The organism is Roseomonas acroporae (assembly GCF_023223525.1).
In the GTDB taxonomy this organism is placed as follows: Bacteria; Pseudomonadota; Alphaproteobacteria; order Acetobacterales; family Acetobacteraceae; genus Roseomonas_E; species Roseomonas_E acroporae.
This window is the reverse complement of the sequence record NZ_JALPRX010000068.1, coordinates 15821-41735: the sequence shown is the minus strand read 5'-3', so window position 1 is coordinate 41735 and position 25915 is coordinate 15821. Positions and strand designations below refer to the sequence as shown.

The following is a 25915-nucleotide window of genomic DNA, read 5'->3' as shown; positions in this document are numbered from 1 at the left end:
GTATCCCCGTGCTCACTCGCCGTGCACGCCGTCCAGCCGCTCCTCGCCGGGCTTCGGCAGGAATGGCGGCTCGCGCCCCAGCAGCAGCGCCATCGCCTGGGCCACGGCCACCAGCAGCAGCACGCCCGCCCCCACCGGCAGCAGCATCTGCAGCCACCAGGCCGGCACGCCCTCCAGCTCGCTCTCGATGCCGATCATGCGGGAGAAGGAGACCGTCTCGATCCCGGCATCCAGCAGGATCGCGCCCACCGCCGCCACTGACAGCACGCCGAGCAGTTGCGCCGCGCGGGCCAGGCGCGGCCCCACCCGCTCCGTCACCACGTCCACGCCGATGTGCTCGAAGCGGCGCTGCGCCTCCGGGGCGGCGAGCAGCACCAGCGCCACCACCAGCCAGCCCGCCGCCTTGTCGATCCAGGGCAGCGGCGCGTTGAACAGGTAGCGCGCCGCCACCGAGGCGCTCACCAGCACCAGGCAGAGCAGCGTCGCCGCCACCGCGAGCGCCTCGGCCGTGCGCGAGGCCAGGGCGGCGAGGCGCTCGGTCCGGCGCAGGAGGGCGGGCCTCGGCGCATTCCCCCGGCCTTCTCCCCGGCCCTCCGCCCGGTTCTCCGCCCGGCCCTCCGCCCGGCTCTCCGACCGGCTCTCCCCTGCCACCGCGCCGCCCGTCGCGGCATCGCGCCTGCCGTCGTCGCGCGTCACAGCGCGCCGAGCAGGTCGAGGATTCGCCGCCCGCCCTCCGGGGCCTGCCGCAGGAAGGCCTGGATCACCGGCGGCTGCATCGCCGCCTTCCAGGCCTCGCTCTCGGCCGGCGTCTGCTCGTGGATGGTCATGCCCTTGGCGCGCAGCTCGGCGGCGGCGCTGGCGGCGGTCTCCTCGGTGACGGCGAACTGGTCCTGCTCGGCCTGCCTTGCCGCCGCCTCGATGGCGCCGCGCTGCTCCGCCGTCAGCCCGTTCCACCAGCGCGGGTTGACGTAGACGTGGCTGAACACCGAGAACCAGGGCGCGATCGTGCCGAACTTCTGGATCTCGTAGAAGCGGCGGGAGACGGCGGCGGAAAGGTCGGTCAGCCCCGCATCCAGCACGCCCGACTGCAGCGCCTGCGGCACCTCCGGCCCCGGCATGGCGGAGGGGGCGGCGCCCACCGCGCTCAGCGCGTGGTCGGTCAGCGGGTTGAGGCCGCGTATCTTCACGCCGCGGAAGTCCTCCAGCGCCACCAGCGGCCGGCGGCCGGAGGTGAAGATGGAGAGCCGCGTCGTGTACAGCCAGGCGAGGTTGCGCACGGCGCGCTTCTCGAGCTGCGCCTCCAGGAATTTCGCGGCCTCGGAGCCGGGGAATTTCCGCAGCCGGGCGAGGTCGGTGATGTAGTAGGGGATGGTGGTGGCGCTCATCTCCGGCAGGGTGTTGCCCCACTGGAAATTCACCGCGCAGGCCGCCTCGAAGGCGCCGCGCGCGACGCCCGGGAAGTTCTCGCCGGCGCGGGCGAGCTGCTCGGCGGGGAAGACCTGCACCTCCACCGTGCCGCCCGAGCGTTGCTTCACCGCCTCGGCGAAGGCCGCGAGACCGCGCGCGATGTGGTGCGTGGGGGGGAATTGATGCGACAGTCGCATCACGGCCGGGCGCTGCGCCCGCGCCGCGCGGCGCGGCAGGAGCGATCCCGCCGCCGCGGCCATGCCGGTTGCGACGAGGAGATGGCGGCGCTGCATGATCCTGGACTCTCCCGTACCCTGTCGCCGGCCGCTGTCTCGCGTCCCGGCCGGGCGCGCAACTAAGGGACCGCCGGCGCCGCGGTCAACCGCCTGCCACGGCGCGCCGCCCCGGGCGGTCCGCCGGCCCGGCGCCGCGCGCGGGCCGGCCGGCCGGAACCCGGACCGGAACCAGGGCGGGGGCCGGGCGCCGATGGCGGCCGCGCCGGCCGCCGGCGGACCCCTGGTCGCGCGCCCGCCCGGGAGGCGCGGCAACGGCCGGCCGGGCGCGCCACGATGAGCGGCGCCGCGTCCGCCCCGCCGGTCGCGCTGCGCGGCCAGACCGTCGCCTTCCGCGCCGACCCCTTCCTCGACGACCCCTCGCGCAGCCTGGTCCACGAGCGCGACGGGCTGGTGCTGGTCGAGGGCGGCCGCATCCGCGCCGTCGGCCCCTACGCCGCGCTGGCGCCCACCCTGCCGCCCGGCACCGAACTGGTGGAGTACGGCGACGCCATCATCTCCGCCGGCTTCGTGGACGCGCACGTCCACTACCCGCAGCTCCCCATGGTCGGCGCCTATGGCGAGCAGCTGCTCGAATGGCTCGACACCTACGTCTTCCCCACCGAGGCCGGCTTCGCCGACGCCGAGCACGCCGCCCGCGTCGCCCGCTTCTTCCTGCGCGAGCTGCTCCGCTGCGGCACCACCACCGCCATGGTCTACTGCACCGTCCACCCGCAATCCGTGGACGCCTTCTTCGCCGAGGCGGAGCGCTTCGACGCGCTGATGGTCGCCGGCAAGGTGCTGATGGACCGCAACGCCCCGGCCAACCTGCTCGACACCGCCCAGCGCGGCCACGACGAGAGCGCGGCGCTGATCCGGCGCTGGCACGGGCGCGGCCGGCAGCACTACTGCGTCACGCCCCGCTTCGCCCCCACCAGCACCGAGGCGCAGCTCGACGCCGCCGGCGCCCTGCTGCGCGCCACGCCGGGCCTCTTCATGCAGACCCATCTCTGCGAGAACCGCGCCGAGATCGACTGGGTGCGCGAGCTGTTCCCGCGCCGCGGCTCCTACCTCGACGTCTACGCCCATGCCGGGCTGGTCGGGCGGCGCTCGGTGTTCGGGCACGGCGTGCATCTCGGCGAGGAGGATTTCTGCACCTGCCACGCCGCCGGCGCCGCGATCGCGCACTGCCCCACCTCCAACCTGTTCCTCGGCAGCGGCCTGTTCCGGCTGTTCGACGCGGTGGAGCCGCGCCGCGCCGTGCGCGTCGGCCTCGGCACCGATGTCGGGGCCGGCACCAGCCTGTCGCAGCTCCAGTCGCTGAACGAGGCCTACAAGGTGGCCCAGCTCACCGGCCACCGCCTGCACCCGGCGCAGGGCTTCTGGCTCGCCACCGAGGGCGGGGCGCGGGCGCTGCACCTCGAAGGCCGCATCGGCCGCCTCGCCGCGGGCGCCGACGCCGATCTCTGCGTGCTCGACCCGCGCGCCACGCCGCTGCTGGAATTCCGCACCGGCTTCTGCGGCGGCATCGAGGAGCTGCTCTTCGTGCTGATGACGCTCGGCGACGACCGCGTGGTGCGCGCCACCTGGGCCGCCGGGCGCTGCGTCTACGACCGCGACCGGGAAGGGGACCCGTTCAGCTACGCGGGGGCGTAGGGCAGGGGGTGGCCGACGCTTCGGCGCCGGGGAAGGCGCCGCCTTCCCCGACCGGCCGCACCACCCGCGATGCGCCGGAGCATTTTCAGGCGGGGCGTACTCGCCCGGCGCCTCGGAAAATGCGCCGGGCGCCCCGGACGGGACGGCGCCGGCGCCGTCCCGTCCCTCACTCCTCGACGCGCGGCGCCCCCGCCGTCACGCCGCCGTCGATCACGATGGTCTGGCCGGTCATGAAGGTGCTGGCCGGCGAGGCCAGGAACACCGCCGCCCCCGCGATCTCGTCCGGCTCGCCGATGCGCTGGAGCGGCGTGTCGCGCGTGCGCTTGCGCAGGTTCGCCGGGTCCTCCCACAGCGCCCGCGCGAAGTCGGTGCGCACCAGCCCCGGCGCGATGCAGTTGGCGCGGATGCCGCGCGGCCCCCACTCCACGGCGAGGTTGCGCGCGAGCTGCATGTCCGCCGCCTTGGAGATGCCGTAGGCGCCGAGCGTCGGCGAGCCGCGCAGCCCGCCGATCGAGGAGATGATGATGACCGAGCCCTCGCCCCGCTCCGCCATGCCCGGCAGCACCATGTGCGCCAGCCACAGGTTGGAGCGCACGTTGCTCGCCATGATCTTGTCGAAGGCCTCGTCCGGCATGTCGATGGCCGGGCCGAAATAGGGGTTCACGGCGGCGTTGCAGACCAGCGCGTCGATCCGGCCCCAGCGCGCCAGCGTGGCGTCCACCAGCGCCTGCAATTCCGGCTTGCGGCCGATGTTGCAGGCCAGGGCCATCGCCTCGCCGCCCCGCGCCGCGATCCCGTCCACCACCTCCTGGCAGGCGTCGAGCCGGCGCGAGGCCACCACCACCCGCGCGCCGTGCTGCGCCAGCCGCTCGGCGATGGCGCGGCCGATTCCCTTGGAGCCGCCGGTGACGACGGCGACCTTGCCGGCGAGGTCGAACAGGTTGGCCGCCGCGCTCATGCGTGGTGGCTCCGGCCGGGGCGCGCGGGGCGGCTGGCGTGGTTCGGGATCATGGACATTCCTCCTGCCGCCTGTCCCGGCCGCCACGCGGTTGGCGCGGTCGGGTCCCGGCGGGCGCCCATCCTGGACCGGGCCGGGCCGGCTGGCCAAGGTGCCCCAAGCCGGCGCGGATCGCCGGCGCGGATCGCCGATGCGGATCACTGGCCGGGGCGCGCCATGCCGCCACGGCCGCCCTGACCTCGCCGACCGCCCCAGGGGGCGCCTTCCCCGGCGTGGCCCCGGAGAGCGGACCGGAACCGGCCCCGGAGCCGTCCCCGGCGCGCCCCGCGGGGGATCGCGGACCGGGTTCCCAATTTGAAATGGCGGCGGCTTGTTGCCATGGTGGGGGCCATGCCGCCGCTGCGAACGCCACGCCTCGCCCGCTTCCCCGCCGGCCATCCCTCCCGCGCCGGATTCTGACCGCTTGCATCTTTTCCTGGACGTCTCGCGGCTGCTGACCTGCGGCCGCAAGCCGGCGCCGTCGGGCATCGACCGGGTGGAATTCGCCTATGCGCGTCGCTGGTCGGGCGAGGGGGCGGCGGCCTCCCCCTCGGTGGCCCCCCCCGGCCCCGTCACCTTCGTCGCCTCGGCCGGACTCGGCCGCTTCGCCGCCATCGGCGCCGGGGCGGTGCGCGAGCTGGTCGCCGGGCTGGCCGCCGCCTGGGCCGGCGGCCCGGAGGCCGCCGCGGCCGCCCGGCACGCGCGCCGCCTCGCCGAGCACTGGCGTGCCCGGCTGCTGCTCGGCCGCGACATCGTCCCGGCCATCCGCCGCGCGCGGGACCCGGTCTTCCTGCTCGTCTCGCACCGCTTCCTGGAGCGCCGGGAGGCCCTGGCCCGGCTGCGCGGGGCGGGCGCCGCCTTCGTGCCGCTGATCCACGACCTGATCCCGCTCACCCACCCGGAATATGCCCGCCCCGGCCAGCCGGAGAAGCACGGCCGCCGCATCGCCTCGGCGGCGGCGCTGTCGGACGCGGTGATCGTCAATTCCGCCGCCACCGAGGCCGCCTTCGCGCCCTGGCTGGCCGCCGCCGGCCGCCTCGGCCCCGCCGCCCCGCCGGTGCTGGTGGCGCCGCTGGGCATCGAGCCGGGAGCGCCGCCGCATGTCGAGGGCGCCCGGCCCGGCGAGCATGCCGCCGAGGCGCTCTGCGCCGTGGACGCGGCGCCCGACGCCGCCCGGCCCTATTTCGTCGCCCTCGGCACCATCGAGCCGCGCAAGAACCACATGCTGCTGCTGCACCTGTGGCGCGAATTCGCCGCCCGGCTGGGGCCGGCGGCCCCCCGACTCGTGCTGATCGGCCGGCGCGGCTGGGAGAACGAGAACGTGGTCGACCTGCTCGACCGCTGCGCCGCGCTGCGCGGGCTGGTGGAGGAGCGCGGCGGCATCCCGGACGACCTCGCCGTGCGCCTGGTCGCCGGCGCCCGCGCTCTGCTCTTCCCGAGCTTCGCCGAGGGCTACGGCCTGCCGCTCGCCGAGGCGCTGGCCCTCGGCGTGCCGGCGCTCTGCTCCGACCTGCCGGCGCTGCGCGAGGTGGGCGGCGAGGTGCCGGACTACCTCGACCCGCTGGACGGGCCGGGCTGGCGCCGCGCCATCCTGGACTACGCCATGCCCGGCTCGCCGGCGCGGACCGCCCAGCTCGCCCGCCTGCCGGGCTGGAGCGCGCCGCGCTGGGATTCGCACTTCGTCGGGGTGGATGCGCTGCTGCCGCTCGCCCTGGAGCGGCGCCGGGCGGCGGCGCAGGCCACGGACCCGACAAGGAAATTACATGCCGTCGTCCAGCGCCGGCCGCCGCTTGCCGCGTTGCAGCGCGATATGCCATGACCGGCGACGATACGGCCGTTTACTGAATACGAACCGGGGTGGCTGACCAGGGCATGACGATCACGAAGGGCCGGAACCGCACCCCGCGCCACGGCACGGCATCCCGGAAGGCAGCCGGCGGCACGACGGCCGGCGAGGCGCCGCCGGAACGGCGGGCGGAGTCGCGGACGGGCGGCCGGCCCGTCGGCGGTCCGGCCACGGCCCCCGCCGGGACCGCCATTCCCGCCGCCGCGCCCGATTCCGTCCTGCCCGATGCCATCCCGCCCGATGCCGTCGCGATCGTCGGGGCCGCCTGCCGCCTGCCCGGCGCGCCCGACCTCGACGCCTTCCACCGGCTGCTGCTGGACGGGGTGGACGCGGTCACCGAGGTGCCGGCCGACCGCTTCAACCAGGCGCTCTACCTGCGCCCGCGCAGCGCCGCCGGCACGGCCGAGCCCGGCACCAGCTACACCTTCGCCGCCGGCACGGTGGGCGACATCGCCGGCTTCGACGCCGCCGCCTTCGGCCTCTCGCCGCGCGAGGTGACGGAGATGGACCCGCAGCAGCGCCTGCTGCTGGAGGTCGCGGCGCAGGCGCTGGAGGATGCCGGCTGGCCCGCCTCGCGCCTCGCCGGCAGCCGCACCGGCGTCTTCGTCGGCGGCTCGGCCACCGACTTCTCGGCCATGCGCTTCGAGGACATCGCGACCGCCGACCGCTACGCGATGACCGGCTTCGCGCTCAGCATCCTGGCCAACCGCATCGCCAACGTGTTCGACCTGCGCGGGCCGGCCCAGACCATCGACACGGCCTGCTCCTCGGCGCTGGTCGCGCTGCACGCCGCCGTGCAGGCGCTGCGCCACGAGGGGCTGGAGGCGGCGCTGGTGGGCGGGGTGAACATCCTGCTCTCGCCCTTTCCCTTCATCGGCTTCTCGCGCGCCTCGATGCTCTCGCCCACCGGGCGCTGCCACGCCTTCGACGCGCGCGCCGACGGCTACGTGCGCGCCGAGGGCGCCGGCCTCGTGGTGCTGAAGCGCCTCGCGGACGCGGTGCGCGACGGCGACGCGATCCGCGCCGTGATCCTGGGCACGGGCGTGAACGGCGCCGGCCACACGATCGGCCTCTCCCTGCCCAACAAGGCGGCCCAGGCCACGCTGATGCGGCAGGTGCTGGACGCGACCGGCGCCGACCCGGACCGCTTCTGCTACTTCGAGGCGCACGGCACCGGCACCGGTGTCGGCGACCCGACCGAGACCGGCGCCATCGGCGAGGCGCTGGCGCGCCGCCGCCGCGCGCCGCTGCCGATCGGCTCGGTCAAGACCAACATCGGCCACCTGGAGGCGGGCTCGGGCATCGCCGGGCTGCTCAAGGCGATGCTGGTGGTGCAGCACGGCACCATCCCGCCCTCGCTGCACTTCGAGACCCCGAACCCCGAGATCGACTTCGCCGGGCTCGGCCTGCGCGTGGTGACCGGGGTGGAGTCGGTGCCCGATCCCGCCGCCGCGCTCACCGGCGTCAACAGCTTCGGCTTCGGCGGCACCAACGCCACGGCGGTGCTGGCCGCGCCGCCGGCCGCCGCCCCCGCCAGCGCCCCCGCCACCGCCACCGCCCCTGGCGCCGCCGCGCCCGTGATCGCCCCCGCGACCGCCTCTGCCATCGCCCCCGCCACCGACCCCGGCCGGCCGGCCGGCGCCGCCGACCTGCCGCCGCTGCTGCTCTCCGCCCATTCCGAGGCGTCGCTGCGCGCGCTGGCGGAGCGCTGGGAGTCGCGGCTCGCGGCCACCCCGCCCGAGGCGCTGCCCGCCCTGCTGCGCGCCGCCGCCCGGCACCGCGACCTGCACGCGCACCGGCTGGCGCTGCGCGCCGGCGACGCCGCCGGCCTCGCCGCGGCACTCGCCGCCTGGCGCCGGGGCGAGGCGCCGCCCGCGGGCACCGACGCCACCGCCGGCCGCGTCGCCCGTGCCGGCCACGGCGACGCCGCCTCCCCGGACGGCCTCGCCTTCGTCTTCTCCGGCAACGGCGCGCAATGGCCCGGCATGGCGCGCGAGGCGCTGGCCGAGAGCCCCGGCTTCCGCGAGGCGCTGCGCGCGGTGGACGCCGCCCTGGCGCCCCGGCTCGGCTGGTCGCCGCTCGCGCGGCTGGAGGCCGGCGTCGGGGCCGAGGCGCTGGCCGCCACCGACATCGCCCAGCCCCTCCTCTTCGCCCTCCAGGCCGCGACCGTCGCGGAGCTCGGCCGCCACGGCATCGTGCCGTCGCTCTGCCTCGGCCACAGCGTCGGCGAGGTCGCGGCGGCCCACGCCGCCGGCCTGCTGCCGCTGGACGACGCCGCCCGGCTGATCGTCGCCCGCTCCCGCCACCAGCACGCGCGGCGCGGCGTCGGCCGCATGGCGGCGCTGGGCTGCGCGCGCGAGGCGGCGCTGCCGGCGCTGGCGGAGGCCTCGGCCGGCGCCGGCCCGCCGATCGAGATCGCCGCCGAGAACGGCCCGCGCGCCCTGACCGTCGCCGGCCCCGCCGAGGCGCTGGCGCGGCTGGGCCGGATCGCCGAGGCGAACCGCTGGAGCTGGGTGCCGCTCGACCTCGACTACGCCTTCCACAGCGCCGCCATGGACCCGGTGCACGACGCGCTGCTGGCCGAGCTGGAGGGGCTGCAAGGCGTTCCCCATCCCCCGGGAAGCCTCCGAGGGGGCGTCCACGGGAGCGGCGCGCGCCTGGTCTCCACCGTCACCGCCGCCACGCTGGAGCACCAGGCCTGCGACGCCGCCTACTGGTGGCGCAACCTGCGCGAGCCGGTGCGCTTCCGCGGCGCGGTGGCCGAGGCGGCGCGGCTCGGGGCGCGGGTGTTCCTGGAGATCGGGCCGAACCCGGTGCTGCAGGGCTACATCCGCGAATCCCTGCGCGAATCCGGCGGCACCGCCGCCGTGCTGCACAGCCTGTCGCGCCGCGACGCCGTCACCGCCGACCCGTTCCCCGGCATCGCCGACCGCGCCTTCGCCGCCGGCGCCGACCCGCGCGGCGGCCTCGCCTTCGCCTCTCCCGGCGACGCCCCCCGCGCCGACGACGCGAACGCGCGCCGCGCCCTGCCGCTGACGCCCTTCGACCGCCGCCCGCTCTGGCTGGTGCGCTCCGTGGAGGCCGCCGGCGTCACCGAGGCGCCGCGCGACCACCGGCTGCTCGGCTTCCGCCGCGGCGCCGAGCCGACCAGCTGGGGCCGCGCCTACGACACGGCGCTGGAGCCCTGGCTCGCCGACCACCGGCTGGCCGGCGAGCCGGTGCTGCCCGCCGCCGCCATGGCAGAGATGGCGCTCGCCGCCGCCGCGCGCCGCTTCCCCGAGGCGCCGGTGCTGGAGGTGACGGAGCTGCAGATCCTCCGCGCCGTGCCGATCCCGGCCGAGCGCGGGCGCGAGGTGCGGCTCGACATCGCCTCGGCCGAGGGCGCCTTCCTGCTGCGCTCCCGCCCGCGCCTCTCCGAGGAGGGCTGGACCGAGCATGCGCGCGGCGGCATCGGCGCCCTGCCGGCGCTGCGCCCCGCCTTGCCCGAGACGCCCTTCCGGCCGGCGCGCACGCTGAGCGGCGCCGAGATCGTCGCCCACGCCGCCCGCCACCGGCTGGACTACGGCCCCGCCTTCCAGCCGGTGGCGCAGGTGGCGGTGGACGACGCGGCCGGCCGCGCCCTGGTCACGCTGCGCCTGCCCGACGCCGCCCCCGCCGACGAGGACTTCATCCTGCACCCGGTGCGGCTGGACGGCGCCCTGCAGGGGCTGGTCGGGCTGCTCGCCTCGCTGGCCACGTCGGACGGCACCGGCCTCGTGCCGGTCCGCATCGGCCGCCTGCTGGCGCGCCGCGACGCCGCTCCCGCCGCCACCGCCGAGCTGCTGATCCGCCGCCGTGGTACGCGCTCCGTCGCCTCCGACCTCGTGCTGCGCGACGCGGCGGGCGCGGTGGTGGCGCAGCTCTGGGACGTCTGGCTGCAGCGCGTCCGCCTCGCCGCCCCGGCGGAACTGGCTGACAGCCTGTTCCGCTTCGACCTGCTGCCGGCGCTCGACCCCGCCGCGCCGCCGCCCGCCGCGCCGCCGCTGCCCGGGCTGGTCGCCGCCGCCGCCCGCGCCGACGCGGCGCAGGACCTCTCGGAGACCGCGCTGCTGCTGGAAGGCTGCATGGCCGCCGCCGCCGTCGCCGCCATGCCGGGCCGCGTGGTGCCGGCCACCGCCTATGCCCGCGCGGTGCTGCGCCTGCTGCAGGGCCAGGGCCTCGCCGAGCCGCCGGCCACGCCCGCCGGCGACGGCGCCTGGCTGGTCCCCGCCGATGCCGGGCTGCCGCCCGCCGCCGAGATCTGGCGTTCCGTGCTGGCCGAGCAGCCGCGCCTCGCGCACGAGCTGGCCTGGCTGGCGCACGCGCTGGAGCATCTGCCGCGCGCGCTGGCCGGCGACGCGCCCGAGGTCGTGCGCATGGATACGCCCGGGGATGCACCCGGGGATGTGCCCGGCGTCGGGGCCGGCGACGCACCCGGCGTCGCATCCGGGGCCGCGCCGGCGTCCGGTCCCTCGGCCGCCCCCGCGGCGGCCCCGCCCGCCGAGGGCGAGGCGGCCGAGCGGCTCGCCGCCACCCTCGCCGCCGCCGTCGCCGAGCTGCTCGCCGGCTGGCCCGCCAGCCGTCCGCTGCGCGTGCTGGAGGTGGGCGCCGAGGGCACGCTGACCCGGCACCTGCTGGACACGCTCGGCCAGGGCGCCCCGGCCCGGCGCGTGCTCTACACCGCCGCCCACCCCGGCGCGACGACGCTGCGCGCCCCGCCCGAGCCGCCGGCCAACGTCGAATTCGCCACCCTCGCCTGGGACCCGGCCGAGACGCCGGCGCCGCCCGCGCCGGCCGACCTCGTGGTCGGGCTGGGCGCCGCCGCGGCCGCGCGTGCCGGCGCCTCGCTGCTGCCGTCGCTGCGCGCGGCGCTCGCCCCCGGCGGCACGCTGCTGCTGGCCGAGCCGCTGGCCGGCGGGCTGCTCGACTTCGTCTGCGGCCAGGAGCCGGGCTGGTGGAACGCCGCCACCCTGTTCGGGCGCGGCCCCGGCGGCTCGCCGCTGCTCGCGGCGCCGCAGTGGCGCGACGCGCTGGCGGGCGCGGGCTTCGCCGACAGCGCCGCCGAGCCGCTGAACGGCGCGCCCTGGCCGGCGCTGCTGCTCGCCGCCCGCGCCCCCGCCGCCCCGCAGGCAGCCCCGCTGGCCGCCCCGCTGGCCGCCGCGGGCTCCGGCCGCCATGGCGCCGGCTCCCAACCCGCTTCCCGGCCCGCCTCCCCGTGGCGGCTGTTCGCCGCCGCCGGGCCGCTGCGCGACGCCGTGGCCGACGCGCTGCGCGGCCTTGGCGCCGAGGTGGCGGTCTCGGCACTGACCGATGCCCGGGCCGATGTCCGGGCCGATGCCCTGGCCGATGCCCGCCCGGAGCCCGGCGGGGGCGGCGGCCTGCTGGTGCTCGCCGAGGGCGCGCGCGGCGCCGCCGCGTCGGCCGAGGCCCTGGCCGAGACCCTGGCCGCCGTGACCCGCCTCGCCACCGGCAGCGCGGCCGGCACGCGCCTCTGCCTCGTCTCCGTCGGCGGGCAGCAGCCGGAGGCCGGGCGGCACCGCCCGGCCGGCGGCGCGGTGATCGGGCTGGCGCGGGTGCTCGCCAACGAGTGCCCGGGCGTGGCGCTGCAACGCATCGACCTCTGCCCCAGCCTCGCCGCGCCCGAGGCCGCCGCGCGCCTCGTCGCCGAGCTGTTCGCCGGCGACGGCGAGACCGAGGTGACGCTCACCCGCAACGCCCGGCTGGTGCCGCGCCTGCGCCCTGGCCTGCCGCCGGAGACCGAGCCCGGCGTGCCGGTGCGGCTCGCGATCCGCCAGCCCGGCCAGCTCGGCTCGCTCGGCTGGGAGCGGCAGGAGGCGCCGCCCGAGCCGGGCCCTGGCGAACTGGCGATCCGCGTCGAGGCCGCCGGACTCAATTTCCGCGACCTGATGTGGGCCCAGGGCCTGCTGCCGGAGGAGGTGCTGCTGGACGGCTTCGCCGGCCCCACCCTCGGCATGGAATGCGCCGGCATCGTCGAGGCGGCCGGCCCCGGCGTGCGCTACCGCCCCGGCGAGCGGGTCTTCGGCTTCGCCCCCGCCGCCCTGGCCAGCCGCGCCGTCACCCGCGCCGAGGCGGTGACGCGCCTGCCCCCCGGCCTCGACCCCGCCGCCGCCGCGACCGTGCCGGTCGCCTACATCACCGCCGTCTACGCGCTGGAGCACTGCGCCCGGATCCGCCCGGGCGAGACGGTGCTGGTGCATGGCGGCGCCGGCGGCGTCGGCCTCGCCGCGCTCCAGGTGGCGCTGGCCGCCGGCGCCCGGGTGATCGCGACCGCCGGCACCGAGGCCAAGCGCGCCTTCCTGCGCCATGCCGGCGCCGGGCTGGTCCTCGATTCCCGCGATCCCGGCTTCGCCGACGCCCTTCGCGCGCATCATCCCGAGGGCGTCGACGTGGTGCTGAACTCGCTGGCCGGCGAGGCGATGGAGCGCTCGCTCGGCCTGCTGCGCCCCTTCGGCCGCTTCGTGGAGCTGGGCAAGCGCGACTACGTGGAGAACCGCAGCGCCCGGCTGCGGCCGCTGCGCCAGAACGCCACCTACTTCGCGGTGGACGTGGACCAGCTTCCCCGCGCCCGCCCGGACCTCGCCGCGGAACTGCTCGCCTCCATCCGCGACCGCCTCGCCGACGGCTCGCTGCTGCCGCTGCCGCATGCGCGCCACGGCTTCAACGGCGCCGAGGCGGCGCTGCGCACGCTTCAGGCCTCCTCCCACATCGGCAAGCTGGTGCTGCTGCCGCCGGCCGAGCCGCGTGCCCCGGCGGCGCCGGCGCGCTGGGGCTCCGGCGGCACCCACATCGTGGTGGGCGGCGTGCAGGGCTTCGGGCTGGAGGTCGCGAAGTGGCTGGCGGCGCAGGGCGTCGGCACGCTGGCGCTGATCTCCCGCCGCGGGCCGGAGACGCCGGGCGCCGAGGCCGCGATGCGCACCCTCGCCGCCCTCGGCGCCCGCACCGTGATCCATGCCTGCGACGCCGCCGACCCGGCGGCGCTGGAGCGCGTGCTGGCCGAGATCCGCGCCGCCCTGCCGCCGATCCGCGGCGTGGTCCATGCCGCCACGGTGATGGACGACGGCGCCGCCGCCTCGCTCGACGCCGGGCGCTTCCGCCGCGTGCTGGAGGCCAAGCTCACCGTCGCCGAGAACCTCGACCGGCTGACGGCGACGGACCCGCTGGACCTGTTCCTGCTGTTCTCCTCGGCCACCACGGCGCTCGGCAATCCGGGGCAGGCGAACTACGTCGCGGCCAACGCGGCGCTGGAGACGCTGGCCCGCCGCCGTCGTGCCGCCGGCAAGCCCGCCCTCGCCGTCGGCTGGGGCCCGATCGCCGATGCCGGCATGCTGGCCGAGGCGAAGGGCACCGCCGAGACGCTGCAGCGCCGACTCGGCGTCGAGCCGATGCCGGCGGTGCAGGCGCTGGAATCGCTGCACACGCTGCTGCGCCAGGGCCACACGGCGGTGCCGCACATGGCGCGCGTCGCCTGGGGCCAGGTGCGCGGCATGCTGCCGGTGCTGAACGAGCCCGCCTTCAGCCTGCTGCGCGGCCGTGCCGCCGCCTCCGACCTCGGCGCCGACGACCTGCGCGAGCGGCTGCGCGCCGCCCCGCCGGCCGAGGCGGCGGGGCTGCTGCGCGACGTGGTGCGCGACGAGATCGCCCGCATCCTGCGCCTGCCCGCCGAGGGCATCGCCGCCGACGCGCCGGTCGCCGGCATCGGCCTCGACAGCCTGGGCGGCCTCGAGCTGCGCATGGCGCTGGAGGAGCGGATCGGCATGCAGGTGCCGCTCTCCGCCGTCACCGAGGACCTGACCATCGAGGGGCTGGCCCGGCGCATCGTCGAGGCGATGCGGTCTGGCGGCGAGGCCGGTCGCGAGGCGGCGGCGCGCGACCTGCTGGCGCGCTACGAGCCGGGGGGGGCCGATCAGGTGGTGCCCGGTGGGGAAGTGGGTGGGGATGCCGGTGGGGAGGCGGCGGGTGATGGGCGTGCCGGCGCGCTGGCGCCGGCGGCGGCTTCGCCGGCGCGTTGAGGCAGCGGGGCTTTCGCGGGATGCGGCGGTGCCGGGGTTAGGCGCTGCCTTCCCCGGACCCCATCCGCCCCTTGGGGAAGGCGCCGCCTTCCCCGGACCCCCATCCGCCAGGAGGGCGAGGCCCTCCTGGACCTCTGCTCGTTCTGGCACGGGGCGTGCGAACATTGGGGCTGTCTCTCCTGATCTGGGGTTTCCAAAGGGGTTTCGCCCTTTGGTGGGAGAGTGCAGAGAGGGCAACGCCCTCTCTGCCGGGGTCCGGGGCGGAGCCCCGAAGCCGCCTGGACACAAGGACCGCATGAGCAATTTCGGCCTCTCCGCCTCCGCCAAGCTGGCCCTGCTGCAGCGCCTCTCGCGCCGCCGCGACGGCGCGCCCGAGGCCACGCCGGCGGCGGACGCCCCGCGCCTCGGCCGCGACGACTTCGCGGACCTGCCGAACGGGCGCGAGATGGGCATGATCAAGGACGCGGTGGCGGTGCTCGGCCTGCCCAACCCGTTCTTCCGCGCGCACGAGGGCCGGGCGGGGGCCGAGACCACGATCGGCGACCGGCGTGTGCTGAACTTCTCCTCCTACGACTATCTCGGCCTGAACGGCGATCCGCGCGTGGCCGAGGCGGCCAAGGCGGCGATCGACCGCTACGGCGTCTCGCCCTCCGCCAGCCGGCTGGTCTCGGGCGAGCGGCCGGTGCACGCGGCGCTGGAGCGCGACCTCGCGGCGCTCTACGGCACCGAGGCGTGCCTGACCTTCGTCAGCGGCCACGCCACCAACGTCACCGTGATCGGCAACCTGCTCGGCGCGCGCGACCTGATCCTGCACGACGCCGCCATCCACAATTCCTGCGTCGAGGGCGCCCGCCTCTCCGGCGCCCGCCGCATCGCCTTCCCGCACAACGACGCCGAGGCCGCCGAGCGCGAGCTGGCCGCGGCGCGCGCCCGCCACGGCCGTGCCCTGGTGCTGATCGAGGGCCACTACAGCATGGACGGCGACGTGCCGGACCTCGCCCGCTTCGTGGCGCTCGCGCGGAAGTACGATGCCTGGCTGATGGTGGACGAGGCGCACTCGCTCGGCGTGCTCGGCGCGCGCGGCCATGGCATCGCCGAGGCGCAGGGCGTCGATCCGGCGGACGTGGACATCTGGATGGGCACGCTGAGCAAGACGCTCTCGGCCTGCGGCGGCTACATCTGCGGCCGCGCCGGGCTGATCCAGTACCTGCAATACGCGGCGCCGGGCTTCGTCTACTCGGTCGGCATGGCGCCGGCGCTGGCGGCGGCGGCGCGCGAGGCGCTGGCCATCATGCGCGCGGAGCCGGAGCGCGTGGCGCGGCTGAACGCCAATGCGCGGCTGTTCCTGACGCTGGCGCGCGAGGCCGGCTTCGACACCGGGCTTTCCGAGGGCCACGCCATCGTGCCGGTCATCCTCGGCTCCTCGGTGGCGGCGACGCGACTCTCGGCCTCGCTGTTCGAGGCGGGGATGAACGTGCAGCCCATCGTCTTCCCGGCCGTGCCGGAGAAGTCGGCGCGGCTGCGCTTCTTCCTCGGCGCCGAGCACACCGAGGCGCAGATCCGCACGGCCGTCGCCATGCTCGCCGCGACGCGCGGGCGGGCGCGGTAGCACGCCGATCCGACTCGCCCTCCTCACGCTGGAAAGCCTCGCCAGCAGCGAGGCCGTGGCGCGCTTCGCGGCGGCGCACGCCGGCGAGCTGGTGCTGGTCGGCCGCTCCGACCCGTACCGCCGCGCGGCGGGCGGGGCGCTGGGCCAGACGTGGCGGCACCTGCGCCGCGGCGGGCCGCGCATGCTGCCCTACCTGTTCGTGAATTTCTCGCTGCCGCGCCTCGCGGCCGCGCTGCGCCGGGCCGAGGCGCCGCTGCCGGCGCTCTGCCGCGCGCGCGGCATCCCGCTGGTCGAGGTGGCGGAGGTGAACGGCCCGGCCATGCGCGACGCGATCCGCGCGGCGCGGCCGGACCTGCTGGTCTCCTTCCATTTCGACCAGATCCTCTCGGCCGCGACGCTGGCGCTGGCGCCGCTGGGCGGGGTGAACCTGCACCCCTCGCTGCTGCCGCGGCATCGCGGGCCGATCCCGGCCTTCTGGGCGCTGTGGGAGGGGGCGATGCGGGGGGAGCCGCCGGCCTTCGGCGTCACGGCGCACCGGCTGGTGCCGCGAATCGACGCCGGCGCGGTGCTGGCGCAGCGGGCGGTGGCGCTGCCGGCGGGCGTCTCGGCGAGCGGCGCCGCGCGGCTCTTGCACCTGGCGGGCGTGGCGGTGCTGGACGAGGCGCTGGCGGCGCTGCGGCAGGGCAGGGGGGAGGGGGAGGCCCCGGCGCCGCTGCCCTACTGCCCGTTCCCCGACGCCGCGACGCTGCGGCAGGCGGCGCGGCGTGGCGTGCGGCTGGTGAACCGGGCGGATTGGCGGGATGCCCTCGCCGCCCTGGCGCCCGCGACGCCGGGCTGAGCCGGCGCGTGGCCGTTCCGGAGGGCGTGAGCCCCTTGCCGCCACGACCTGCCCGTGCGCCGCGCCGCCCCGGCTGGCATGGCAGGCCGGATCGCGGGCAGCATGCCGGAATCCGCGACGCGCATCGGAGGCCCCGCATGACCCGCCAGATCGACCAGGAAACCGCCCGTGCCGCCTTCGCCCGCGCCATCGCCGGCGACCGTGAGGTGTTCGGCGACTTCTTCATCGCCCGCCTGCTCGGGCTGGAGATCGGCTACGACGATTCCGGCTGCAACGTCGCCTTCGACGCCGCCGACTTCCTGTTCAACCCGCAGGGCACGCTGCATGGCGGCATCATCGCGACCGCACTCGACATCGCGATGGGCCACCATCTGCGCCACCGCGTCGGCGTCGGCACCACGCTGGAGTTCAAGGTGCAGTTCCTCGGCGCCGTGCGCGGCGGCCGCGTCATCTGCCGCGGCGAGATGCTGCGCCAGGGCCGCAGCATCTGCTTCCTGCGCGCCGAGGCGCGCGACGCGTCGGGCGAGGCGGTGGCGAGCGCCACCTCCACCTGGAAGCTGCTGAAGCAGGGGTGAGGGGTCACTCGCCGACCAGCTTCAGCCCCACGATCCCCGCCGCGATCAGCCCGATGCAGAGCAGCCGCGCCGGCGCCGCCGAATCCCCGAACAGCACCATGCCGAGGATCGCCGTGCCCACCGTGCCGATCCCGGTCCACACCGCATAGGCGGTGCCGAGCGGCAATTGCCGCAGCGCGAGGCCGAGCAGGAACAGGCTGACGAGCATCGCCGCCGCCGTGGCGAGGCTCGGCCAGAGCCGCGTGAAGCCTTCCGTGTACTTGAGCCCGACGGCCCAGCCGGTCTCGAACAGGCCGGCGACGACGAGGACGAGCCAGGACATGCCCATCTCCATTTCTGGCGAGGGGCCGTCCCCATCGGGTTGCGCGGAGGCGCCGGGTCGTCCCGGCACAACCGGAATCTGGCGCCGTTCGTCCGGCGGTTCAAGCCCTTACCCCGGCTGTGCGGCACCCCGGCGGGACGCGCCGGGCCGGCCCTGCCGGAGTCCGCCCGGTGCCCGCCTGCCGGCCCGCCGAACCCGCGGCCCTTCCCACTTCCCGCCCCACTTCCCATCCCACTTCCCATCCTACTTCCCTCTGGGCGGTTTCCCCGGGCCGGCGCAGATTGCACCGCATGAGCGACCCGACCACCGCCCCGACCACGTCCGTCCTGGCCCGTCTCGACGCCGACGCCACCGCCGCCCGCGACCGGCTGTTCGACTGGCTGCGAATCCCGAGCGTCAGCGCCCAGCCCGCCCATGCGGGGGATTGCGTGCGCGCCGCCGAATGGGTGCGCGACCAGCTCGCCGCGATCGGCTTCGCCGCCGAATTGCGCCCCACCCCCGGCCACCCGGTGGTGATCGCCCACCATCCCGGCACCGGCCCGGCGGGCGCCCCGCGCCTGCTCTACTACGGCCATTACGACGTGCAGCCGGCCGAGCCGCTCGACCTCTGGGTCAGCCCGCCCTTCGCGCCGGTCGAGGTGCAGGGGCCGCACGGCCCGCGCGTGGTGGCGCGCGGCGCGGTGGACGACAAGGGCCAGACGCTGATGTGGATCGAGGCGCTGCGCGCCTGGCACGCCGTCGCCGGCGGCCCGCCCGTGCCGGTGACGGTGGTGATCGAGGGCGAGGAGGAGACCGGCTCCACCAACCTCGACGCCTTCCTGGCGGCCAACCGCGACGCGCTGCGCGCCGACGTCGCGGTCATCAGCGACACCGGCATGTGGGACATCGAGACCCCCGCCATCACCACCCGGCTGCGCGGCCTGGTCTATGCGCAGATCGACCTGTTCGCGGCGTCGCGCGACCTGCACTCCGGCCTCTACGGCGGCTCGGCGCTGAACCCGATCAATTTGCTCGCCCGCATCCTGGGCGACCTGCACGACGCGGAGGGGCGGGTGCGGCTGCCCGGCTTCTACGACGGCGTGCGCGAGCTGACCGCGGAACAGCGCGCCGCGTGGGACTCGCTCGGCTTCGACGAGGCCGCCTTCCTCGGCGAGGTCGGGCTTTCCGTGCCGGCGGGCGAGCGCGGCCGCTCCGGCCCGGAGCGCCTCTGGGCGCGCCCCACCGCCGACGTCAACGGCATCTGGGGCGGCTACACCGGCGAGGGCAGCAAGACCGTGATCGCCGCCGAGGCGCATGCGAAGGTCTCCTTCCGCCTCGTCCCCGGGCAGGACCCGGCAAAGGTGGAGGACGCCTTCCGGCAATTCGTCAACGAGCGCCTGCCGGCCGACGCGCGCGTGGAATTCCGCATGCGCGGCGGCTCCCCCGGCATCGAGATCCCCGACGACAGCCCCTGGGTGCGCGCCGCGCGCGCCGTGCTGGCCGAGGAGTACGGCCGCCCGGCCGTGCTGATCGGCGCCGGCGGCTCGATCCCGGTGGTGGAGAGCCTGCGCCGGCTGCTCGGGCTCGATTCCCTGCTGCTGGGCTTCGGCCTGGCCGATGACGGCATGCACAGCCCGAACGAGAAGTTCGAGCTGCGCTGCTTCCACGGCGGCGCGCGCAGCCACGCACGGCTGCTGGGGCGGCTGGCCGGGCCCTGAGGCCGCAGCCCGAGGCCCGCATGCCCGAGGTCCACGCGCCCCCGACGCTCGACGCCGACACCGCCGCGCGCTTCGCCGCCATCGCCCTCGGCCACGTCACCCGCGAGTATCCCAACAAGCCCGACCACACCCTGGCCGGGCCGGCGGATGCGCGCACGCCCGCCGCGCTGCACCCGGTCTTCTTCGGCAGCTACGACTGGCATTCCTGCGTGCACGGCTACTGGCTGCTCGCGCGCGTGCTGCGCCGCTTCCCCGGGGGCGCGGCGGCGCCGGCGATCCGGGCGCTGTTCGACCGGCAACTGGTGCCGGAGAAGGTCGCGGGCGAATGCCGCTACCTGGAGGCGCCGACCGCGCGCGGCTTCAAGCGGCCCTATGGCTGGGCGTGGCTGCTGAAGCTGGCGCACGAGCTGCGGATGCTGCCCGAGGCGCGCTGGGCCGGGGCGATCGCGCCGCTCGCCGCGATCCTCGTCCGCCGCCACCACGAATTCCTGCCGGTCGCGCCGTACCCGGTGCGGGTGGGGACGCACTTCAACACCGCCTTCGGCCTGCGCATGGCGGCCGACTACGCGGAGAGTCGGGGGGTGGAGGGCGGGGGCGACGCCGCGCTGCTCGCCCTGCTGCGGCGGACGGCGCGGCGCTGGTACGGCGACGACGCCGACTGTCCCGCCTGGGGCGAGCCGGGCGGCGACGACTTCCTCTCCTCCGCCCTGATCGAGGCGGAATGCCTGCGCCGCCTGCTGCCGCCCGCCGACTTCGCGCCCTGGTTCGACCGCTTCCTGCCGCGCCTCGCCGACGGGGAGCCGGCGACCCTGTTCCGGCCGGCCGTCGCGACCGACCGCAGCGACGGCAAGATCGCCCATCTCGACGGGCTGAACCTCAGCCGCGCCTGGTGCTTCCGGGCCCTCGCCGGCGCGCTGCCGGCGGGCGATTCGCGCCGCCCCGTGATGGAGGCCGCCGCCGGGGCGCACCTGGCGGCGAGCCTGCCGCATCTCGCCGGCGACTACATGGGCGAGCACTGGCTCGCCAGCTTCGCCCTGCTGGCGATGGACGAGGACGGGCGGTAAGGCCCGGCCGGCGGGGCCGCCTCCCGCGGCCGGCCTTCCCCTCGCGGCATCGGCGGGGCGGGCCGGGGCCGACCACGGCAGGCCCCCTGGCCGCCCGCGCCCGGTTGCCGCGCCGGGCGGAATTCCCGGCCCCGGCACCTCCCCATCGGCGCATCGGCACCCATCCTCTCGTGCGGGCTCCCGGGGCGGGCTCCCGGGGCGGGCTCCCGGGGCGGGCATCCGCCCCGGCCGAGGAGGCGATCGCCGCGCATGTACGTCGACTGGAACGACTGGCCGCCGCCCTACCGCGAGCCACCGCCGCCACCGCCCAGGCCGCGCTTCACGAAGCGCGACGAGCGGCTGGTCGTCTGGGTCCTCGGCGTCAACCTGCTGCTGTGGTTCCTGGCGCCGCTGGCCGGCGTGACCTTCCTCCACGCGATCCTGGCGGTGCTGCGCGGCTGAGCGGCAGGCCGGCCGCGGCGTCGCCGTCCCGCTGCGCCGCCATCCCCGCGCCGTGCCGCGACGAAGCGGGGCAGGAGCCGCACGGCGCCCCGCTCGACCCCCGTCCGGGGTGGCGTCCGGGGCGGCATATCCTCGTCCCGCCCGGCGATCGTGGCGCGCATCACGCCGACGCAAGGCATGGGTCGGCAAGGCATCCGCCCCCGGCTCATCGGTGCCGCCGTGCCGCCCCGCCGCGTGCCGTCCCGGGGCGCGCGATGCCCGCCGGCCGGGAAGGTCCCGGCGGGGAACGTCCAAGGGGGTGCGCCCTGGGGTTGCCCTGGGCAGGCCCAGGGAGCGTCCGGCCGGCGCCCGGAGCGTTCTCACGCCGAGCGCCCACGCCCGCTGGCCCGGAAGATGCGGCGAATCAACGGGCTGGAACGACTCCGGCGCGAGGCGAGCGGCAACGGGTCAGCTCGTCGGCGACCCCGCCGACGGCGCCTGCACCACCGGCGCCGCCTTCACCCGGATCTCCGGCAGCGGGATGAACTCCTTGTCGTCGCCCGGCACCGTGCCGAAGCGCCCGGCCTTCCAGTCCGCCTTGGCCTGCTCGATCCGCTCGCGCGAGGAGGCGACGAAGTTCCAGAACAGGTGCCGCGGCCCGTCCATCGCCGCGCCGCCGAGCAGCAGCAGCCGCGCGCCCTGCTCGCCCGCCCGCAGCGCCAGACCGTCGCCGGGGCGGAACAGCAGCATCCGCCCCGCCTCGAAGCGGTCCCCCGCCACCTCCACCGCGCCCGTCGCGACGTACACGCCGCGCTCCTCGTGGCCGTCCGGCAGCGGCAGCGCGGCGCCCGGGGCCAGCACCGCGTCGGCGTAGAACAGCTCCGAGGGCGTCGCCACCGGCGCGCGCTCGCCCCAGCCATGGCCGGCGATGAGCCGCAGCCGCACGCCCCCTTCCTCCAGCAGCGGCAGGGACGCGGCGGGGTGGTGCACGAAGCTCGGCGCCACCTCCTCCTGCGCGCGCGGCAGCGCCACCCAGGACTGGATGCCGAACAGCCTGTTGGGGTGCGTGCGCTGCACCTCGGCGGTGCGCTCGGAATGGGCGATGCCGCGCCCGGCGGTCATCCAGTTCACGTCGCCCGGGCGGATCGGCTGGTCGCTGCCCAGCGTGTCGCGGTGTCGGATCTCGCCGTCGAACAGGTAGGTGACGGTGGCCAGCCCGATATGCGGGTGCGGCCGCACGTCCAGCCCCTGGCCGGTCAGGAACTCGCCCGGCCCCATCTGGTCGAAGAAGATGAAGGGGCCGACCATCTGCCGCTCCTTCGCCGGCAGGGCGCGACGCACCTCGAAGCCGCCGAGGTCGTGCGCGCGCGGCAGGATCACCTGCCCGATGCAGGCCGGCCCCGGCGAGGCCGGCATCGCGCCGGCCGGATCGTGTTCGACGCTCATCGCCCGGCGCATCCCCTGTTGCCGTTGTCCGCCGAGCCTCGCCACCGCCGCGCCGAAGGGAAGGGGGGTGGCGCCCACTTCACCCGCTGTTGTCCGAACGCACCGCCGGCCACGGCGCATCGCGGTCCCGCCGGCGCCGCGTCCGGCGGTGCGTCCGCGCCATGGCGCGCGAAGGCCCCCGCCGCGTCGCGGGAAGCAGGGCCTCCGTCCGACGCATCGGGCGCCAGCGGCGTGCGCCCCGCCTGTTCCCCTTCCGTTTACGCGCGACCCCGTCCGCGCTACGCCTCGTCGCAGCGAGGGAGGCTCGGCATGAGTCGCGCGGCGCGCGCCCATCTGTCGCAGGACAAGGTCCTGGCCCCGGTGATCCACCGGATCGGCCGCTGCACCCTGAAGCCGGTGAAGCGCGAGCCCTACGAGGCGCTGGTGCGCGCCATCGCCCACCAGCAGGTGCACGGCCGCGCCGCCGAGGCGATCCTCGGCCGCTTCATCGCCCTGTTCCCCGAGGGCGCGCCCTTCCCGGACCCCGACCAGGTCCTCGCCCTCTCCGACGAGGCGATGCACGGCTGCGGCTTCTCCGGCAGCAAGACGGCGGCGATCCGCGACATCGCCCGCCACGCCGCCGCCGGCATCGTGCCCACCCGCCGCGCCTGCGCCCGCCTCGACGACGAGCAGATCATCGAGCGCCTCCTGCCGATCCGCGGCGTCGGCCGCTGGACGGTGGAGATGCTGCTGATCTTCACCCTCGGCCGGCCGGACGTGCTGCCGGTGGACGATTTCGGCGTGCGCGAGGGCTGGAAGGTGGCGGCGGGGCTGGAGGCGCAGCCGACGCCCAAGGCGCTGGGCCTGCTCGGCCGGGCCTGGGCGCCGCACCGCTCCATCGCCGCCTGGTATCTCTGGCGCGCGGCGGATGCCGCCAAGGGCAGCGCCTACAAGCCGCCATAGGGCGCTTGCGCCCGGCGCGCCGCCGCGGCCCCGCTCAGCCCGGCAGCACCGCGACGCCGCGCCCGGCGAAGAACCGCCCGAACACCGCGAGCGGCAGCGTCACGTCCGACCGGCTCGCCGCGTCGTGCCCGGACGGGTTGCTGAACACCACCGCCTCCGCCGAGGCCGCCGTGACCAGCACCAGATGCCCGCCCCGCCCCGGCGGCTCGTGCGCCGGCCAGCGTATGTCCGGGTGCACGGAGGCCAGGAAGAACTCGGCCTCCGCCATGATCGCCGGCAGGTCGGCTTCCGTGACCTCCGTCACCACCCGCGCCGCGATGCCGAATTCGTCGGCAAGGAAACGCACGAAGGGCGCGTAGATCAGCCCACGTATCCACTCGCCCTCCTCGACATAGGCGCCGTGCGGCAGGGCGCGCCGGGCCAGCGCGATCGTCGGCTCGACGCGGCCGGTGCGCGCGGCGAGCAGCATCTTCAGGCACGCCATGCCGCAGACATGGCCCGACCAGCGCACGTACTCGTCCAGGCTGCGCGCGCCCGACTCCCGCCAGCGCGGATCCTGCGCCGCCGTCGCCCGGCCGGTGACGATCGCGCCGACCAGCTCGGGCGATTCCCACTGCGCGTAGTACGGCACGGGCCGGCGCGAAGCGGGGCCGGCGGTGCCTGCGGCCGAGGCCGTCTCCGGCACCCCGCCTGCCGCCTCCCCGCCTGCCGCCTCCCCGCCTGCCGTCTCCCCGCCGGGCGCCCCTTTGCCGGGCGCCGCATCCGCCTCGCCCGGGGCGCCCGACGCGCCGGCTCCCTCCCGCGCCGCCCGCCGGCCGGCCCCGCCGCCGCCCGGCCCGACATCGGCCGCGCCCGCCGCCTCAGCCGGCATCGAGGAACCGCTCCACCGCCGCGACGAAGCCGTCGGGGTTCTCGGCGTGCAGCCAGTGCCCGGCCCCGGGCAGCGTCTCGAAGGCGGCGTTGGGGAACAGCGCCCGGATCGCCTCGTGGTCCCGCGCGCGCACGTAGTCGGAACGCTCGCCGCGGAGGAACAGGGTCGGTCCCTCGTAGCGCGCGCCCGGCGGCACCGGCGCCACGTCCACGATCGAAGGGATCGCGCCGGCGATCTCGTCGAGGCCGATGCGCCATTGCGGCGGGTCCGTGTCGAAGCGCATGCCCTGCAGCAGGAAGGCGCGCACCCCGGCCTCCGGCACCGCCGATTCCAGCGCCGCCGAGGCCTCGCGCCGGTTCAGGCCCGGCCGCAGCGGGATGCGCCGCATCGCCTCGGCATAGGCGCCGAAGGTGGGGCGGTAGGGGACGGGCGCGATGTCGGCCACGAGCAGCCGCGCCACGCGCCCCGGGTGCGCCAGCGCCAGCGACATCGCCACCTTGCCGCCCATGCTGTGGCCGAGCACGGCGGCCTGCCCGACGCCCGCCGCCGCCATGCTCTCCGCCACGTCTTCGGCCATGGTCGGGTAGTCCATCGCCGATGCGTGCGGCGAATGGCCGTGGTTGCGCAGGTCGAAGGCCAGCACGCGCCGGCGCGCGGCCAGCCGCTTCTGCACCTGGCCGAAATTCGCCGCCATGCCGAACAGCCCGTGCAGCAGCACCAGCGGGACGGCATCGCCCGCCCCGGCGCCGAATTCGACCATGTTCAGACGCATGCCGTACCCGTTCCCCTGTTCGTCGCGCCGTTCGGAGGCCGGCGTGGATCATGCCTGCCGCGGCGGGCACGTGCCACGGCCCCGTGCCGCGCCCGCGCCACGCTCCGGCCTATCGCTCCCGCGCCATGATCGCGACGCTCGCCACGATCAGCGCCGTGCCCGCCAGCACGTCCGGCCCCAGCGCCTCGCCCAGCCACGCCGCCGCGAGCAGCAGCCCCACCACCGGCATCAGCAAAAAGCCGACCGAGCAGGCGAGCGGCGAGAGCCGCCGCTGCACCTCCACCGTGGCCCAGGTGCCGAGCGGCGCCGCCACCAGCCCCACGAACAGCAGCGCCGGCCAGCTCGACCGGCCGATGCCGCCCGCCGGCTCCCGCCACAGCGCCAGCGCCCCCAGCACCAGCGCGGCCAGCACGAAGCACCAGGGCAGCAGCTCGACCACCGGCCGCCGCGGCGGCCGCGCCCGCAGCGCCACGATGGCGAGGCTCCAGGACAGCGCCGCGCCGAGCAGCAGCGCGTAGCCGAGCGGCGATCCGGCACCACCCCCCATCGCCCCGGGCGTGAACAGCCCCGCCAGCGACGCGACGCCGAGCAGGCCGAGCCCGCCCGCCAGCCAGCGGCGCGGCGTCATCCGCTCGCCCAGCAGCAGCACGGAGAGCGGCACCACCCAGATGGTGGTGGCGTTGGCGACCACCGCCGTCCGCCCCGCCGGCACCAGCGCCAGCGCCAGGTGGCCGAGCGAGAAGAAGCCCGCGAGCTGCAGCAGCCCGATCGCCGCCACCACCGGCCAGTCCTCGCGGGCGGGCAGGCGCAGCCTGCCCTGCCACGCCACCAGCGCCATCAGCCCGAGCGCCGCGAAGCCGGCCCGCCCGGTGGCGAACCAGAGCGGCGTCGCATCCGCCAGCGCCGACTTGGTGATCGGCCAGACGCCGCCGAACAGCAGCACGGCGAGGGCGAGCAGCCGGTAGGCCGCGCCGTTCCCGCCCGGGCCGGCCGTCGCGGCCGGCGTCGGGGCGAGCGGTGCCGAGGCGGCCAATGCCGGGGTGGCCAATGCCGAGGCGGCCGGCGGCGGCATGACCGGCATCCGGGCCGGCAGCGGCGCGCCGGCCGGGGCCGGCGGGGTGGCCCCCGGCCGT

18 protein-coding genes are annotated in these 25915 nt (G+C 76.9%); 10 read left to right on the top strand and 8 right to left on the bottom strand.

What is annotated here, in order from left to right:
- Positions 1 to 12: 12 nt before the first annotated feature.
- Both M0638_RS29125 and dctP read right to left on the bottom strand, forming a co-directional pair.
- Entirely contained in the window at positions 13 to 696 is a 684-nt protein-coding gene (locus M0638_RS29125) for a TRAP transporter small permease (protein ID WP_248667918.1), read from the bottom strand.
- Positions 693 to 1700 carry a TRAP transporter substrate-binding protein DctP gene (gene dctP, locus M0638_RS15580; RefSeq protein WP_248667917.1) on the bottom strand — a complete coding sequence of 336 codons (1008 nt, stop codon included), beginning with the start codon at positions 1698 to 1700 and terminating at the stop codon, positions 693 to 695. The genes M0638_RS29125 and dctP overlap by 4 nt, the downstream gene beginning before the upstream one ends.
- Positions 1701 to 1976: 276 nt before the next feature.
- Between dctP and guaD the strand changes: the two genes are divergently transcribed.
- Positions 1977 to 3335: a guanine deaminase gene (gene guaD, locus M0638_RS15575; RefSeq protein WP_248667916.1), complete on the top strand. Its 1359-nt coding sequence runs from the start codon at positions 1977 to 1979 to the stop codon at positions 3333 to 3335.
- 166 nt (positions 3336 to 3501) lie between these two features.
- On the opposite strand, the gene M0638_RS15570 is transcribed toward guaD, so the two are convergent.
- Positions 3502 to 4293 (bottom strand): SDR family NAD(P)-dependent oxidoreductase, encoded by a 792-nt coding sequence (locus tag M0638_RS15570; RefSeq protein ID WP_248667915.1) that lies wholly within the window; start codon positions 4291 to 4293, stop codon positions 3502 to 3504.
- Between the two features lie 463 nt (positions 4294 to 4756).
- On the opposite strand from M0638_RS15570, the gene M0638_RS15565 reads away from it, so the two are divergent.
- The 5 genes from M0638_RS15565 (at position 4757) to M0638_RS15545 (ending at position 17248) form a co-directional block, all read left to right on the top strand.
- Positions 4757 to 6151, top strand: a complete 1395-nt coding sequence (locus tag M0638_RS15565; RefSeq protein WP_248667914.1) for a glycosyltransferase family 4 protein — start codon at positions 4757 to 4759, stop codon at positions 6149 to 6151.
- 53 nt (positions 6152 to 6204) lie between these two features.
- Complete coding sequence (locus M0638_RS15560) at positions 6205 to 14226, top strand: type I polyketide synthase (protein ID WP_248667913.1); 8022 nt, start codon at positions 6205 to 6207, stop codon at positions 14224 to 14226.
- A 295-nt stretch (positions 14227 to 14521) separates the two neighbouring features.
- Complete coding sequence (locus M0638_RS15555) at positions 14522 to 15835, top strand: aminotransferase class I/II-fold pyridoxal phosphate-dependent enzyme (RefSeq protein ID WP_248667912.1); 1314 nt, start codon at positions 14522 to 14524, stop codon at positions 15833 to 15835.
- A 55-nt stretch (positions 15836 to 15890) separates the two neighbouring features.
- Entirely contained in the window at positions 15891 to 16673 is a 783-nt protein-coding gene (locus M0638_RS15550) for a formyltransferase family protein (RefSeq protein ID WP_248667911.1), read from the top strand.
- 137 nt (positions 16674 to 16810) lie between these two features.
- Positions 16811 to 17248, top strand: a complete 438-nt coding sequence (locus M0638_RS15545) for a PaaI family thioesterase (RefSeq protein WP_248667910.1) — start codon at positions 16811 to 16813, stop codon at positions 17246 to 17248.
- Positions 17249 to 17252: 4 nt separating this feature from the next.
- Here the strand turns inward: M0638_RS15545 and sugE are convergent, their stop codons facing one another.
- On the bottom strand, positions 17253 to 17570 hold the full coding sequence (sugE, locus tag M0638_RS15540) for a quaternary ammonium compound efflux SMR transporter SugE (protein ID WP_248667909.1): 318 nt from the start codon (positions 17568 to 17570) through the stop codon (positions 17253 to 17255).
- A 290-nt stretch (positions 17571 to 17860) separates the two neighbouring features.
- Here sugE and M0638_RS15535 point away from each other — a divergent pair, with 290 nt between their 5' ends.
- The 3 genes from M0638_RS15535 to M0638_RS15525 all read left to right on the top strand — a co-directional run bounded on the left by M0638_RS15535 (position 17861) and on the right by M0638_RS15525 (position 20772).
- On the top strand, positions 17861 to 19267 hold the full coding sequence (locus M0638_RS15535) for a dipeptidase (RefSeq protein WP_248667908.1): 1407 nt from the start codon (positions 17861 to 17863) through the stop codon (positions 19265 to 19267).
- 20 nt (positions 19268 to 19287) lie between these two features.
- Entirely contained in the window at positions 19288 to 20331 is a 1044-nt protein-coding gene (locus tag M0638_RS15530) for a DUF2891 domain-containing protein (protein WP_248667907.1), read from the top strand.
- A 249-nt stretch (positions 20332 to 20580) separates the two neighbouring features.
- On the top strand, positions 20581 to 20772 hold the full coding sequence (locus M0638_RS15525; RefSeq protein WP_248667906.1) for a hypothetical protein: 192 nt from the start codon (positions 20581 to 20583) through the stop codon (positions 20770 to 20772).
- Between the two features lie 447 nt (positions 20773 to 21219).
- On the opposite strand, the gene M0638_RS15520 is transcribed toward M0638_RS15525, so the two are convergent.
- Positions 21220 to 22197, bottom strand: coding sequence for a pirin family protein (locus tag M0638_RS15520; protein ID WP_408903633.1), 978 nt, complete (start codon positions 22195 to 22197; stop codon positions 21220 to 21222).
- 309 nt (positions 22198 to 22506) lie between these two features.
- Between M0638_RS15520 and M0638_RS15515 the strand changes: the two genes are divergently transcribed.
- Positions 22507 to 23139: a DNA-3-methyladenine glycosylase family protein gene (locus tag M0638_RS15515; protein ID WP_248667905.1), complete on the top strand. Its 633-nt coding sequence runs from the start codon at positions 22507 to 22509 to the stop codon at positions 23137 to 23139.
- A gap of 34 nt (positions 23140 to 23173) precedes the next feature.
- Here M0638_RS15515 and M0638_RS15510 read toward each other — a convergent pair whose 3' ends face one another.
- The 3 genes from M0638_RS15510 to M0638_RS15500 form a co-directional block, all read right to left on the bottom strand.
- Positions 23174 to 23824, bottom strand: coding sequence for a hypothetical protein (locus M0638_RS15510; protein ID WP_248667904.1), 651 nt, complete (start codon positions 23822 to 23824; stop codon positions 23174 to 23176).
- Positions 23825 to 23999: 175 nt separating this feature from the next.
- Positions 24000 to 24782, bottom strand: coding sequence for an alpha/beta fold hydrolase (locus M0638_RS15505; RefSeq protein ID WP_248667903.1), 783 nt, complete (start codon positions 24780 to 24782; stop codon positions 24000 to 24002).
- A 109-nt stretch (positions 24783 to 24891) separates the two neighbouring features.
- Complete coding sequence (locus M0638_RS15500; RefSeq protein ID WP_248667902.1) at positions 24892 to 25854, bottom strand: DMT family transporter; 963 nt, start codon at positions 25852 to 25854, stop codon at positions 24892 to 24894.
- Positions 25855 to 25915: the final 61 nt, after the last annotated feature.

Bases quoted from the DNA above. Each gene is read 5' to 3' on its own strand.
- guaD (WP_248667916.1), top strand. From the start codon at position 1,977: ATGAGCGGCGCCGCGTCCGCCCCGCCGGTCGCGCTGCGCGGCCAGACC.
- M0638_RS15560 (WP_248667913.1), top strand. From the start codon at position 6,205: ATGACGATCACGAAGGGCCGGAACCGCACCCCGCGCCACGGCACGGCA.
- M0638_RS15545 (WP_248667910.1), top strand. From the start codon at position 16,811: ATGACCCGCCAGATCGACCAGGAAACCGCCCGTGCCGCCTTCGCCCGC.
- M0638_RS15525 (WP_248667906.1), top strand. From the start codon at position 20,581: ATGTACGTCGACTGGAACGACTGGCCGCCGCCCTACCGCGAGCCACCG.
- dctP (WP_248667917.1), bottom strand. From the start codon at position 1,700: ATGCAGCGCCGCCATCTCCTCGTCGCAACCGGCATGGCCGCGGCGGCG.
- M0638_RS15535 (WP_248667908.1), top strand. From the start codon at position 17,861: ATGAGCGACCCGACCACCGCCCCGACCACGTCCGTCCTGGCCCGTCTC.
- M0638_RS15570 (WP_248667915.1), bottom strand. From the start codon at position 4,293: ATGAGCGCGGCGGCCAACCTGTTCGACCTCGCCGGCAAGGTCGCCGTC.
- sugE (WP_248667909.1), bottom strand. From the start codon at position 17,570: ATGTCCTGGCTCGTCCTCGTCGTCGCCGGCCTGTTCGAGACCGGCTGG.
- M0638_RS15555 (WP_248667912.1), top strand. From the start codon at position 14,522: ATGAGCAATTTCGGCCTCTCCGCCTCCGCCAAGCTGGCCCTGCTGCAG.
- M0638_RS15530 (WP_248667907.1), top strand. From the start codon at position 19,288: ATGCCCGAGGTCCACGCGCCCCCGACGCTCGACGCCGACACCGCCGCG.
- M0638_RS15500 (WP_248667902.1), bottom strand. From the start codon at position 25,854: ATGCCGCCGCCGGCCGCCTCGGCATTGGCCACCCCGGCATTGGCCGCC.
- M0638_RS15505 (WP_248667903.1), bottom strand. From the start codon at position 24,782: ATGCGTCTGAACATGGTCGAATTCGGCGCCGGGGCGGGCGATGCCGTC.
- M0638_RS15515 (WP_248667905.1), top strand. From the start codon at position 22,507: ATGAGTCGCGCGGCGCGCGCCCATCTGTCGCAGGACAAGGTCCTGGCC.
- M0638_RS15520 (WP_408903633.1), bottom strand. From the start codon at position 22,197: ATGAGCGTCGAACACGATCCGGCCGGCGCGATGCCGGCCTCGCCGGGG.